This window comes from Terribacillus aidingensis (assembly GCF_900215625.1).
Taxonomy (GTDB): domain Bacteria; phylum Bacillota; class Bacilli; order Bacillales; family Amphibacillaceae; genus Terribacillus; species Terribacillus aidingensis.
Window position 1 is genome coordinate 162189 of record NZ_OBEK01000001.1, and the last position, 11775, is coordinate 173963.

The following is an 11775-nucleotide window of genomic DNA, read 5'->3' on the forward strand; positions in this document are numbered from 1 at the left end:
TCCCTCTACATAGAATGGCTTGAAAAGAAAAGGAGGGGATATCATGTCTGAAGGTTACGGTGGCGGTTACGGCAGCGGTTTCGCGCTTTTAGTAGTGCTTTTCATTTTGTTGATTATCATCGGTGCTTCTTACGTTGGCGGCGGTTACTAATCAATAGGAAAGAGACCGCAGTCAGTTGCTGCGGTCTCCTTTCTTCTTTTTACTGCCATTATTCAGGAGAACTTCTGCAAGAGAAATGAAAGCCCCGAGTACAATTTCCGTGTACCACTCTACAAGAACAGGTTGATAAAGGTCATCAATCATTGAAATGATAAGCCAATTCATTATAAAGTTCATACAAAATAATAGCATGTATTCAGAGAACGTATCGGCCCTGCGCTTTCTCTTTCTAATATAGTAAATACCTTTGACAAAAAGTTCCCCGATGATACTTAAAATTAGATAGATGCCGACAAAAACAGCTAAGTGCTTTGGTGTTTCATAAAAGACATCAAGAATGCTGAAAGCACCTAGAAATCCAAAATAATACAGTACAGCTATAAACGCAAAGGTACATACCACTACTAATGTTAAAAGAGAGGTAATGAAGGTCTTTGTTTTTTTGTTTCTTTTACTCATTTATCATCACCTCATACATACACACTGCTTTATTCTACGAATAGTTCACCTGGAAGTTTCATATAGCTGTATAGTCAGTCTGCAGCAGGCTATAGAAGACCATATCCAGAAACACGCCATCCAGCTTCTCGTATTGACGTAATGTACCTTCCTGCTGAAAGCCGATTTTCTCAAGCAACATGCGTGATGCTCTGTTTCCAGGTTCCACTTTGGCTTCTATCCTGTTTAAATCTAACTGGAAAAATCCTTTTTGAAGCAAAGTTTGCAATGCTTGATTCATGTATCCATTTCTCCAATATTTCTTTCCTAATTCATAACCAATTTCACCTCGCTGATTCGCAGGGTCAATATAGTTGAAGCCGCAGGTTCCAATAATTGTATGTTCATTCAATACGATTGTGTAACGATTCGCATTATTAAGCTGGGTAATGTATGCAATCATCTCTTCTGCTTGCTCAACACGTTGCATGGGAGAAATATTCATAAAGGCTGTCACATCAGGATCAGACCAGAATTCAAAGAGATGTGCTGCATCAGAAACTGCTATAGGACGAAGGTGGACAAGTTGTTTACTAGACATTATATACGCTCCTCTAATTGTATTTTTATTAACGAAATTGTATGATTTAACTATATAAGGCGGTGGTTGTGGTGATTTCTATATTTCTGACAAACTTACTATTAGGTTTCTCTATTGCCTTGCCAGTTGGTACAGTAACGATTGAGATGACAAAGCAAGGGTTAAAGAATGGTTTCTGGCACGGATGGATGGTAGGCGTCGGCGGGATGACAGTCGATTTTCTCCTGATGGCTGCACTATTTCTTGGGCTGGCTCCCATTTTAGCTGCCCCTGCAATCCAAACAGGTATGTGGCTGTTAGGTGCAATCTTTTTAATGTATATTGCGTACGATAGTATTAAAAATGCGGACAAGCAGATCACATTAGCCGGCAAAAAAACGACAAAAAAGCTAGCTTCATCTTACAAGAATGGACTTCTTGTAGCAGTTTCCCCTAGTAATCTTGTATTTTGGATCAGTGTGTTTGGGACATTTCTATCCAGCAGTTTTGCGGAAGGGAGCGAGCTTTCCTTCATTGTAGCTGGACTTGGTGTATTGGCAGGTATTCAGGTTCATGATATTGGACTAATGAGTATCGTGGCTGGGACAAGAAAAGTAATGAATGAGACAGTTGTGAAATGGGTCTCGATTGGTGCAGGGTTGGTACTTAGCTATTTTGCGATTGTATTCTTTGTACGTTTTTTGAGCAGAATTTTTTGAATGGGTTTATTGTAGTTTACCGCTTATTTCCTGTAAAATAAAGATACAGATACGATGGAGGCGGTACATGTGGCAGAGCCGATGAAGGCGATGTATACAAAGGAATTTCTTGAACATTTCGCTTCTGTAGTGAAAGAGGAATATGAGGTATTTGCAGAGAACAAGTTTTTGGCTGAAGTGATGGATGACAGCTGGGAAGAGCTGGAGCTAAAAGCAAGAATACGTCGCATAGCACTAGTGCTGGGTTCGCTGCTGCCAGATGATTATCCGGAGGCGGTGACCATCTTGTTAGCAATTGAAGCACAATGTGAAGGATTTCCTTATTTGTTTATTCCGGACTTTGTTGAGATATTTGGACAAGATCCTGCACATGAAGAGCTTTCGCTGCATGCTTTGGAGGTGTTTACGAAAAGGTCGACGGCAGAGTTTGCAATCAGACCGTTTCTGATTAAAGCACCAGAGCGCATTATGAATAAGATGAAAGAATGGGCACAATCAAAAAATTATCACATTCGCCGTCTGGCAAGTGAAGGGTGTCGGCCAAGACTGCCATGGGGACAAGCAATCAGGCAATTCAAAGCTGATCCGCAGCCTGTTCTGGAGGTGTTGGAATTACTTAAAGCCGATCCTTCCTTGTATGTGCGGAAGAGTGTTGCCAACAATTTAAATGATATCAGCAAAGATCATCCTGAGCTTGTTATTCAAACTGCAAAACGCTGGAATGGCTATTCTAAGGAAACAGACTGGATCATTCGGCACGGCTGCCGGACACTGCTGCGAAGCGGTCAACCAGAAGTGTTGGCCTTGTTCGGATATGAAGATGTCAAAGGCGCACTGGCGGATGCTGCCATTGCAGCAGATAGACAGCGAGTGAATATCGGTGAAGCAGTTACTCTCACTTATTCTTTCCATGTGAAGCAGCAGGTAAAATTGCGTATTGAATATAGCATTGATTTTATAAAAAAACGGAAAATCACAACAAAGAAATTCCTTCTTTCTGATCGAGTATTTGCAGCAGGCGAAGATATTGCAAAGGAACGCGTACATAAATGGAGCGATTTTACGACCAGGGTTCACTATCCAGGTGTGCATCGGATTGCGTTGTTAGCAAATGGTATAGAGGTAGCGGGTACCGAGTTGGAACTAATCAAAAAGGAGTGAAGGTATGAAACGTATTGCAGTATTTTGCGGTTCTAGTGAAGGTGCATCCCCGGCTTACATGGAGGCGGCTAAAGAACTCGGAAAAACGCTTGCCGAACAGAAGCTTACGCTTGTATATGGCGGTGCAAGTGTAGGGTTAATGGGAGCAGTTGCTGATGGCGCTATGAAAGCAGGCGGTCATGTAATCGGCGTTATACCTGACTTTCTGGAAAAACGAGAGGTCGCGCATTCGCATGTATCTGAATTGATTGTTGTCTCTTCCATGCACGAGCGAAAAGCGAAGATGGCAGAGCTTGCCGATGGATTCGTTGCACTGCCGGGCGGACCAGGGACACTTGAAGAATTCTTTGAAATCTTCACTTGGGCACAGCTTGGTCTGCATAAGAAACCGCTTGGTATTTTAAATGTAGAAGGCTATTATGATTTGCTGATTAATTTATTCAATCATATGGCAGATGAACGGTTCATGCATGAGAAATACCGCGATATGACGTTATCCGATACGACCCCTGCGAGTCTCCTGGAGAAATTCCGGCAGTATGAAGCACCAGCAGTTAAAACATATATCAGAAGACCAGAGCAGACATAAAGTGTCTGCTCTTTTCTTTTTTAAAGATCTCTTCCTCTGGATAAGCATATGTCCAGTGATAAGGCTGCAGCTTCTCTAATGATATATACTGAACAGACCCTCGCTCGTGTGTCACAGCTACTTGTACATCACGACCCCAATATAGCAGTCTTTCCTGACAAATGCCGCATGGTGTAAGTATTTATATTTAGCAAAAAAAATCAAAAAAGCAGCAGGTGGCTTGATGTAAGCTGTAATCAAAGGAGGCAGATGTATGCAGGTTCATGAGGAAGCGATTCAACATGCACTCACCTATATAGAAAATAACTTACACAAATCCCTATCAGCCGACGAGGTGGCTCGCCAAGCCGGATTTTCCCAGTATCATTTTCATCGACTATTTCAAGCTACAGTCGGGTTAACCCTCACAGACTATATTCGCAGAAGACGATTGGCAGGAGCATCGGCCATGCTGCTGCATACCGAGATGGGCATATTGGATATTGCGTTTATGTATCATTTTGAATCCCAAGAAGCATTTACAAGGGCTTTTAAAAAGTATTACAAGCTGCCGCCAGGAAAATATCGACGCATGATGCATGTTATGCTGCATCAGAAGGAGGAGAACATGGTAGAAGAAAAAGTAACAGGCTGGATGTTGAGCGGGACAGATCCGCACAATTACGAAATGGGAATTGATTATAAGCACGTGCACCAAGGCAAGGCGTCAGGATACTTAAAATCAAAAACCGTGATGGGAGCGGAAGAATTCGCCACCATGATGCAGCAATTCAAAGCAGCAAAGTTTGCAGGCAAGCGCATACAGCTCACCTGCTTCCTAAAAACAGAAAATGTGCGCAGCTTTGCTGGCATGTGGATGCGGGTCGACAATTCTTCAGATGATATTATTCAATTTGATAACATGAGCAACCGTCCAATTAAAGGTACAACTAATTGGGCTAGATACCGTATTGTCTTGGATGTTCCGGAAAACAGTGCGATTATCTCATTCGGAGTAATTCTTTCTGGCAAGGGACAAGTTTGGGCCGATGGATTTCGGTTTGAAGAAGTGGATGAATCTGTTCCGACAACCAATTTGAATATGACTTATGACATACAGGAGGAGCCTGTTAATCTTTCGTTTGAGGAAGAGTTAGTGTGATGCCGGGTATGCTGATAGATAGCTTGCGGTGGCTCATTCTTTATTGGCAGCGAAATGTCTCAAGTGAGGTATTGCTGCCAGCCTGCTGCCTTTTGCTGTCTGCTGGCACTTGATTAAAAACCATCTTGGACAATTCACTTACGTAGCAATTTGGGGCATTTTCTTCACATGTTCATTGCTTGTGGTCGGTAATATAGCAGGCGGTTTTGAGCTGCCGCTATTGTTAATCATTAAATTAGGCTTCCTTTTCATCATGTTAATGGTTGCTATACCAGATTTATTACAGAAGGAGAAAATAGACGGGCATGCCAAACGGTACACGGAAGGACAGCATACGTAATATGCCTGTCCTTTTTTCTTATTCTATTTCCCTATATTACCATTTTGTGTTTTGTGGTAAAATATTCAAAAAACAGGAGGGTGAGTGATGTCTGAGTTCCAAGTAGGCAGTGTCTTTATTCATGTGAAAGATGCAAATGAAGCGGCGAATTGGTATGCGAGATTATTAGGAAAACCAGAACCTCATCCAACAACAGGGCCGGTTCAGTTCATGGAGATGAGAGACGGAAGAGGTCTCATAATTGATGATAACCGAAATAATACAGCGGGGATTCGTCCGGCATTTATGCTCGAAACAGATGATATTCATCTGGCATACAAGAAAGTGACAGCACAAGGCGGCAAGATTGTACGTGAGTTGGAAGAGGATGAAGCGGTCGCTTTTTTCAATCTCCAAGATCCTGAGGGCAATATTGTAATGATCTGCCAACAGAAGAAATGATTATTTGGCTTAACGGTGCTTTCGGTGCAGGAAAGACACAGACTGCAATCACCCTTCAGTATCGGCTTCCGCACGCTTTCCTCTATGACCCAGAACAAGCAGGGCTCTACATAAGAAAAAATCTACCGAATTCCATGCAAAAAGCAGATTTTCAGAACCATCCCTTATGGCGGTCCATTGTGCGAGAACATTTGGCTTACCTTACAACGAACACAGAGGGTATTATTCTCGTACCAATGACAATCACAGATTCGTCTAACTATGAAGAGATTATCGGACAATTGCGTAAAGATGGTCACGAGGTGCTTCACTTTGTGCTAGCTGCATCAGCTGAAACGCTTGGTAAGCGCTTGGCGAAACGGGGAAACAAGGAGAATTCATGGGCGGCCCAGCAGATTCCGCGCTGTATGAACGGCTTAGCAAATCCACTATTCGAGAATAAGCTGGTGACAGATGAATTAGCAGTAGATGAAGTGGCGGCTGCAATAGCTGAACGAGCAGGTCTTAATTTGCATAAAGATTGCCGGCCGTGGTGGAAGGTTCGCTGGATGCAAATGACATCCAGATGGAGATAAAGCGAAGTTTGTTTATACTGTCTCTTTAAAAAAAGAGAGGGGCATGATTTACCCCCCCTGTTTATAAAGACATCGTAATTCTTTCTCCATTTGCAACGATAAAAACGGAACTGCCAGAATAACTAGAAGCAAAGCTAAAATTGCCATTACTATCTGTAAAAGTAGTAGCTTCTTCCGCGTTAGTATCATTTGTTAGCGTAACTTTAACATGTTCAAGCGGATTGCCGCCGCAGGAAACATTTCCATGAACGCGTTCGTTGAATTCTTTCATAGCTTCCAGGGCTGGACATGTCAGTTCAGTTGCCTGCAGGAATTCCAAATCAGGAACACTACATCCGCAGTCTCCCATATGTTACACCACCTTTAAAAATTCTGCGTACAAGTATCACATGGTCCGCCAGTAGTTTTGAAAACAACATTATCTACAAATGCTGTACTGCCAGGTGCGACATTACCGACATTTTGGAACGTAATACAGGCCGTTGTGGCTCCTGGCGGGGCACAGACCGTTAACGTGTAATGTTGGAACACACTCTGTGGCTGGTTGGAAACTGCAATGATGTGCGGTATGTTATTTGTTAGTATCGGATTTGTTGTTACAGTTCCACCAGCTGTACCAGTATTCGTAATTAAAGGTGGACAAGGCTGCGGCGGAAAGGACACAGACGCAACGAGGATACCATTTGCACGCACATCAGCAGCAAAGGTTAGTGTGTAACAGCAGCCGGGTGATACTGAAACAATCTGGTTAACGAACCCAGGTGTTGCTACCTCTCCAACTGGAGGGTTTGAGTTTAGTCCTCGTATGCCAACGGATTGAATAACTGGGACAGTTGGACTTGCTACAAATCTTCCACTATGAGCATTCGGGAAGGTAAAGACAGTGGCATCATCGGATGTCCACCCTGCAGGAGGTGCTCCAGGCGGAGATAAGTCAAAACCTGGATTAACTAGCAAGTTGGTGCAAGGGCAGCAAACGGAAGCAGCTGGTCCAGTAGGTCCAGCTGGTCCTGTAGCACCTGTTGGTCCAGGAGGTCCCCCGGCTGGCCCGGTTGCCCCTGTAGCGCCTGTCGGTCCAGGAGGTCCCCCCGCCGGTCCGGACGGTCCTGTTGCTCCAGTTGGACCTGGAAGTCCTACTCCTGTCGGGCCTGCGGGTCCAGTAGGTCCGGCTGGTCCAGCTGGTCCAGTCACGCCGGTTCTTCCTGGTATCTCAATGATTAGAGGAGGCTGACAGCATTTGCATCTAATCTCCTTGCAATCATCACATCTTTTATCAGTCATTGCGTATCACTTCACTTCCTGTAAAAAGGGTAGAGCCTTATAGGCCACAATCCTACCGTATGCAGGAGTGAATAAGTTGGTTTGGGCTAGAGAAGAAAAGATCCTGCTTTGCATCTATCTTTGACACTGCTAAAATAAGAAATGCACCCTATACTTTACAAAAAGATAGGTTAGGAGAATAGGATTATGTCAGAAAACAAAACAACGAGAGAGATTCTCTCTTGGATAAAAGCAATTGGTATTGCTGTCATTATTGCCTTCGTTTGCCGCTACTTTTTGTTCACACCATCGACTGTGCACGGTGAATCGATGCTGCCGACATATGAGAACAGTGATCATGTCATTGTCAGCAAGATCTCTAAGATTGAACATAATGATATTGTTGTATTCAACGCACCAGATGCAGATGCCCACTATATCAAGCGGGTAATTGGGTTACCAGGTGATACGATTGAAGTGAAAGATAATGTGTTGTACGTAAATGGAGAAGTACAGGATCAATCTTATCTTCCAGAGGATATGATTACCGGCGATTTCAAATTGAAAGAACTGACTGGCGAACAAACTGTACCTGAAGGAAAGCTATTCGTTATGGGTGACAACCGTACAAACAGCAAGGACAGCAGGATTTTCGGCTTTGTATCAAAAGAAGAAGTGATCGGAGAAGTGAAGATGACCTTCTATCCATTCTCTGACTTCCATATTGGTAATTAATATGTGCCGCGTACATGGGAAAACAGTTGATGGGGAGACAAGGTGTGAACATTATCACTCTCCGCTTGATGTCATCGCAATCAAGTTTGCTTGCTGTAACAAATTCTATCCTTGCTACCAATGTCATGAAGAGACGGCTGGGCATGAAGCTGCTGTCTGGCCGAGAGAACACTTCAATGAACAAGCCATTTTATGCGGCGTGTGTAAAACAACGCTTAGCATCCATGCATACATGGATACAGAGCACTGTCCGTATTGCCATGCAGCATTCAACCCAGGGTGCCAGCTGCATCATCATTTATACTTTGAATCAACAGAAAGAGGCTGTCAGTAAGCGACAGCCTCTTTTGTTTATACTGGATTCTACCTAAGCGTTTTACGAGCTTCTTAGCTTCTTAGGAAGCTGACCGTTGTTTTCCGCTAGTCTCTGTCTTAGAAAAAATGAACTTTAGCAAAGAAGGCGTCACGAGTGTGGTTACAATTACCATAATAATGATGCTCGTATAGTATTCCGGATCAAGTAAGCCAGAGCTTAGACCTGTACCTGCAATGATAAGCGCCACCTCGCCTCTTGAAACCATCCCTGTTCCGATTGCCATTGAAGATCTGCCATTGAATCCAGTTAATCTTGCTCCAAGGGCACCGCCGAAAAGCTTCGTTGCGATTGCCATTATACTGATGAGCACGATAAACAAGAGTTGGGAACCGACCCCTTCGAAGCTGATGTTTAAGCCGATGCTGACAAAAAAGACAGGCACGAAGATACCATAAGCAATTGGTTCCAATTTGTGCTCCACGGTTTCCTTATGTTTCGTTTGAGAGATGGCAATACCAGCGGCAAACGCTCCAATAATGCCCGCAATGCCCATATATTCAGCGAAATAACTGAAGGCAAGTGCAATTATAACGCCTGCTGAAACAATTGTTTCGCTTACTTGGAAACGAGCAAACAGCTTCATCACCATTGGGATCAGCCAAATGCAGGCTGCGATTATAATGCCAAAGAAGAGCACTTTTTTACCAATTAGAGCGCCTATGCTGACTGATTCACCTGTACCAAGCACGCTCATTAATACTGCCAGCAGAACGACAACAAGTATATCGTCTACAACTGCTGCACCGAGGATTGTGGTACCTTCTCGTGAGTTCAATTTATTCATCTCTTTTAATGCTTGCACAGAAATGCTCACGCTCGTCGCACAGAAGAGCAGCGCTAAGAAGAGAGCATGACCTTGGCTCATGCCAAAAGCTAGTGCCAAGCTGTAACCACCGATAAATGGGAAAAGCACACCAAGAACGGCAACTGCAAAAGCGGACTTCCAATTTGCTTTCAGCTGTTCCAAGTCAGTCTCCAGGCCAGCGATAAACATGAGGACCAGTACGCCGATTTCGGAGAATTCATGAATGAAGGAAGTTTGCTGAATCCAGCCAAGTACAGCCGGGCCGAGGATGACACCGGCAAGAAGTTCCCCCAGAACAGATGGCTGTCCAATCTTCAATGCAAGCTGACCGGAAATTTTTGTGAACAAAAGAATTAACGCTAAGTGTAATATAAATTCCATATCTTACTCCTTTAACATGTATTTATGCAATTTCCGGGCACAAAAAAAGCATACCCCCAGGAATCCCTAAGGGTATGCTAAAAATGAACACAGAGGGGCCTAGTGTGGCAGGCTCCTCCAGAAAGTGCATATGTATGTGATTACTGCTTATTATATAGCAATTTTAAAGCGGATACAACAGTTTTATCAGTCGTTTGTCTATGGCAAAAAAGGGAAAATAAAAGACACATACCAAAACGAGAGAGGTGCCGAGACGTGAAAAATACGTTCGATTTTTATACAAGGCAAGGGCTGCTTCAGCATATTGAAGAAACACTTGTATTCTACTATCCGCAAGCATTAGACAGGAAGTATGGCGGCTATCACGAAGGCTATTACATGGACGGATCATTAACAAACGACACAACGAAACACATCGTTGGGCAAGCGCGCCATCTGTATAACTTCAGTGTTGGCTACATGCTCACAGAAAAAGAGAAATATAAAGAAGCGGCACAACATGGCATCAGCTTCTTTCAGAATAAAATGCGAGATCACGAATACGGCGGTTATTACACAGAATGGAAAGAGGGCGGTGCAGCAGATGATAAAAAGCTTACCTACGGCCATGCTTTTATCTTCCGGGCAGCCGTTGCTGCAGTGGAGGCAGAAATAGAGGGAGCGGACGAGCTGCTTGCAGATATTTATCAAGTACTGACGGAAAAATTGTATGAGCCTGCAGCCAGACTATATAAAGACGAAGCGACCCGTGATTGGTCGAGCTTCCTGGAATATCGCGGACAAAACTGTAATATGCACATGTGTGAATCGTTGATTACAGCTTATGAAGCGACTGCTCAGCGTCATTACCTGGATCAAGCACTGAGCATCGCAGACAAAGTAACCAATGAGCTCGCAGCCCAAAGCAAAGGACTCATTTGGGAGAACTACGACGAAGTGTGGATGAAGGATGAAAGTTTCAACTATGGTGAAACGAGAGATGAATTCCGGGCATACGGTTTTGTCGGGGGGCATCAGTTGGAATGGAGCAAACTCTTAGCTTGGTTAAATCTTCATCAGCCAACTAGCTGGCTATTGGAACGAGCGGAAGAATTGTATCAGATGGGCTGGAAACATTACTATGATGCAAGCAATGGCGGGATTTATTTCGCGATGAGTCCGGAAAAAGAGATTATTGATAAAGGAAAATCCTATTGGGTAATGGCAGAAGCCTTGGCTGCATCAGCACTGCTCCATCGTCAGACAGGAAATGATATCTATGGCAAACATTACGAAGAGCTATTCCGCTATGTGCAGGGTGTCTTCATCGATCCGGAGCACGGCGCATGGTATCCATGGCTGACAGCAGATAATAAAGTAGAAGGACAAGTGAAGAGCCCTTCACCGAAAACGGATTATCATCCAATCAGTGCCAGCTATCTGATTATGTCTTACCGCGGGGAGGATCTGTAGCATCATGCGCAGATCCTTTTTTATTTCGGTATAATAAGACAAAGGGGGCGAAACAGGTGTATCAGAGTGATAGATTACTAATAAGACCATTGAAGGAAACAGATACCGAACAGCTTTTAGATTTGAACGTACGTAACCGGGAGCTATTTGAATCGATTTCGCCGGTGGAACGAAACGATACCGATTATACACATAACACGTACCGAAAGAATATCGGGGCTGCTTTGAAGGATTGGCGGGAAGATAAAGGGTACGAATTCGGAATCTTCCTAAAAGAGTCCGGAAGTTTAATTGGTACTGTATCTTTATTTTTCATTGAACGGAAAACGTCGAATCGGTGCATGATTGGCTACTCGCTTGATAGAGCACATAACGGAAATGGCTATATGACAGAGGCAGTTCAGCTTGTGCTTGATTTTGCGTTTGGAGAAGCACATTTCTATCGTGTAGAAGCAGGGGTAATGCCCCGAAATAAAGGGTCTATTGCTGTGTTAGAGAAATGTGGTTTTCTGCGGGAAGGGCTGGAGCGTGATGTACTGCGGATAGATGGAAAGTTTGAAGATCATTATAAGTATTCTATTTTGGCGACAGATCCGCGTACAAAGTAAAAACAGGAGCAAAG

At 43.7% G+C, this 11775-nt stretch carries 17 protein-coding genes; 12 read left to right on the top strand and 5 right to left on the bottom strand.

Going from position 1 to position 11775, the window contains the following annotated elements; genetic code table 11:
- Positions 1-43 precede the first annotated feature (43 nt).
- Complete coding sequence (locus CRO17_RS00800; protein ID WP_077306200.1) at positions 44-151, top strand: YjcZ family sporulation protein; 108 nt, start codon at positions 44-46, stop codon at positions 149-151.
- Between the two features lie 21 nt (positions 152-172).
- Here CRO17_RS00800 and CRO17_RS00805 read toward each other — a convergent pair whose 3' ends face one another.
- Together CRO17_RS00805 and CRO17_RS00810 are read right to left on the bottom strand one after the other, a co-directional pair.
- Positions 173-619, bottom strand: coding sequence for a YrvL family regulatory protein (locus CRO17_RS00805; RefSeq protein ID WP_097038358.1), 447 nt, complete (start codon positions 617-619; stop codon positions 173-175).
- 58 nt (positions 620-677) lie between these two features.
- Positions 678-1199 (bottom strand): GNAT family N-acetyltransferase, encoded by a 522-nt coding sequence (locus CRO17_RS00810; protein ID WP_097038360.1) that lies wholly within the window; start codon positions 1197-1199, stop codon positions 678-680.
- Between the two features lie 74 nt (positions 1200-1273).
- Between CRO17_RS00810 and CRO17_RS00815 the strand changes: the two genes are divergently transcribed.
- From CRO17_RS00815 to CRO17_RS00845, 7 genes are all read left to right on the top strand, one after another.
- Complete coding sequence (locus tag CRO17_RS00815; RefSeq protein WP_097039993.1) at positions 1274-1897, top strand: LysE family translocator; 624 nt, start codon at positions 1274-1276, stop codon at positions 1895-1897.
- A gap of 69 nt (positions 1898-1966) precedes the next feature.
- Positions 1967-3058, top strand: coding sequence for a DNA alkylation repair protein (locus tag CRO17_RS00820; RefSeq protein WP_097038362.1), 1092 nt, complete (start codon positions 1967-1969; stop codon positions 3056-3058).
- A 4-nt stretch (positions 3059-3062) separates the two neighbouring features.
- On the top strand, positions 3063-3647 hold the full coding sequence (locus tag CRO17_RS00825; RefSeq protein WP_097038364.1) for an LOG family protein: 585 nt from the start codon (positions 3063-3065) through the stop codon (positions 3645-3647).
- A 253-nt stretch (positions 3648-3900) separates the two neighbouring features.
- Positions 3901-4788, top strand: coding sequence for a helix-turn-helix transcriptional regulator (locus CRO17_RS00830; RefSeq protein ID WP_097038366.1), 888 nt, complete (start codon positions 3901-3903; stop codon positions 4786-4788).
- A gap of 109 nt (positions 4789-4897) precedes the next feature.
- The gene (locus CRO17_RS00835; RefSeq protein WP_097038368.1) at positions 4898-5128 is read left to right on the top strand and encodes a hypothetical protein; all 231 of its coding nucleotides are present in this window, start codon (positions 4898-4900) and stop codon (positions 5126-5128) included.
- A gap of 87 nt (positions 5129-5215) precedes the next feature.
- The gene (locus CRO17_RS00840; RefSeq protein WP_097038369.1) at positions 5216-5569 is read left to right on the top strand and encodes a VOC family protein; all 354 of its coding nucleotides are present in this window, start codon (positions 5216-5218) and stop codon (positions 5567-5569) included.
- Entirely contained in the window at positions 5566-6144 is a 579-nt protein-coding gene (locus tag CRO17_RS00845; RefSeq protein WP_143595974.1) for an AAA family ATPase, read from the top strand. The genes CRO17_RS00840 and CRO17_RS00845 overlap by 4 nt, the downstream gene beginning before the upstream one ends.
- Before the next feature lie 61 nt (positions 6145-6205).
- On the opposite strand, the gene CRO17_RS00850 is transcribed toward CRO17_RS00845, so the two are convergent.
- Entirely contained in the window at positions 6206-6493 is a 288-nt protein-coding gene (locus tag CRO17_RS00850; RefSeq protein ID WP_097038371.1) for a DUF6795 domain-containing protein, read from the bottom strand.
- Positions 6494-6507: 14 nt separating this feature from the next.
- On the bottom strand, positions 6508-7425 hold the full coding sequence (locus CRO17_RS17315; protein WP_143595975.1) for a collagen-like protein: 918 nt from the start codon (positions 7423-7425) through the stop codon (positions 6508-6510).
- Between the two features lie 186 nt (positions 7426-7611).
- Here CRO17_RS17315 and lepB point away from each other — a divergent pair, with 186 nt between their 5' ends.
- Positions 7612-8139: a signal peptidase I gene (gene lepB / locus CRO17_RS00860; protein WP_097038373.1), complete on the top strand. Its 528-nt coding sequence runs from the start codon at positions 7612-7614 to the stop codon at positions 8137-8139.
- Between the two features lies 1 nt (position 8140).
- Positions 8141-8473, top strand: coding sequence for a CHY zinc finger protein (locus tag CRO17_RS00865; protein WP_097038375.1), 333 nt, complete (start codon positions 8141-8143; stop codon positions 8471-8473).
- Positions 8474-8534: 61 nt separating this feature from the next.
- On the opposite strand, the gene CRO17_RS00870 is transcribed toward CRO17_RS00865, so the two are convergent.
- Entirely contained in the window at positions 8535-9701 is a 1167-nt protein-coding gene (locus tag CRO17_RS00870) for a cation:proton antiporter (RefSeq protein ID WP_097038377.1), read from the bottom strand.
- Positions 9702-9956: 255 nt separating this feature from the next.
- Between CRO17_RS00870 and CRO17_RS00875 the strand changes: the two genes are divergently transcribed.
- Positions 9957-11153 carry an AGE family epimerase/isomerase gene (locus CRO17_RS00875; RefSeq protein ID WP_097038379.1) on the top strand — a complete coding sequence of 399 codons (1197 nt, stop codon included), beginning with the start codon at positions 9957-9959 and terminating at the stop codon, positions 11151-11153.
- Between the two features lie 56 nt (positions 11154-11209).
- Positions 11210-11761, top strand: a complete 552-nt coding sequence (locus CRO17_RS00880) for a GNAT family N-acetyltransferase (protein WP_097038381.1) — start codon at positions 11210-11212, stop codon at positions 11759-11761.
- Positions 11762-11775: the final 14 nt, after the last annotated feature.

Coding starts and splice junctions, on each gene's coding strand:
- CRO17_RS00825 (WP_097038364.1), top strand. CDS start 3,063: ATGAAACGTATTGCAGTATTTTGCGGTTCTAGTGAAGGTGCATCCCCG.
- CRO17_RS00865 (WP_097038375.1), top strand. CDS start 8,141: ATGTGCCGCGTACATGGGAAAACAGTTGATGGGGAGACAAGGTGTGAA.
- CRO17_RS00830 (WP_097038366.1), top strand. CDS start 3,901: ATGCAGGTTCATGAGGAAGCGATTCAACATGCACTCACCTATATAGAA.
- CRO17_RS00805 (WP_097038358.1), bottom strand. CDS start 619: ATGAGTAAAAGAAACAAAAAAACAAAGACCTTCATTACCTCTCTTTTA.
- CRO17_RS17315 (WP_143595975.1), bottom strand. CDS start 7,425: ATGACTGATAAAAGATGTGATGATTGCAAGGAGATTAGATGCAAATGC.
- CRO17_RS00850 (WP_097038371.1), bottom strand. CDS start 6,493: ATGGGAGACTGCGGATGTAGTGTTCCTGATTTGGAATTCCTGCAGGCA.
- CRO17_RS00810 (WP_097038360.1), bottom strand. CDS start 1,199: ATGTCTAGTAAACAACTTGTCCACCTTCGTCCTATAGCAGTTTCTGAT.
- CRO17_RS00800 (WP_077306200.1), top strand. CDS start 44: ATGTCTGAAGGTTACGGTGGCGGTTACGGCAGCGGTTTCGCGCTTTTA.
- CRO17_RS00870 (WP_097038377.1), bottom strand. CDS start 9,701: ATGGAATTTATATTACACTTAGCGTTAATTCTTTTGTTCACAAAAATT.
- CRO17_RS00840 (WP_097038369.1), top strand. CDS start 5,216: ATGTCTGAGTTCCAAGTAGGCAGTGTCTTTATTCATGTGAAAGATGCA.
- CRO17_RS00845 (WP_143595974.1), top strand. CDS start 5,566: ATGATTATTTGGCTTAACGGTGCTTTCGGTGCAGGAAAGACACAGACT.
- lepB (WP_097038373.1), top strand. CDS start 7,612: ATGTCAGAAAACAAAACAACGAGAGAGATTCTCTCTTGGATAAAAGCA.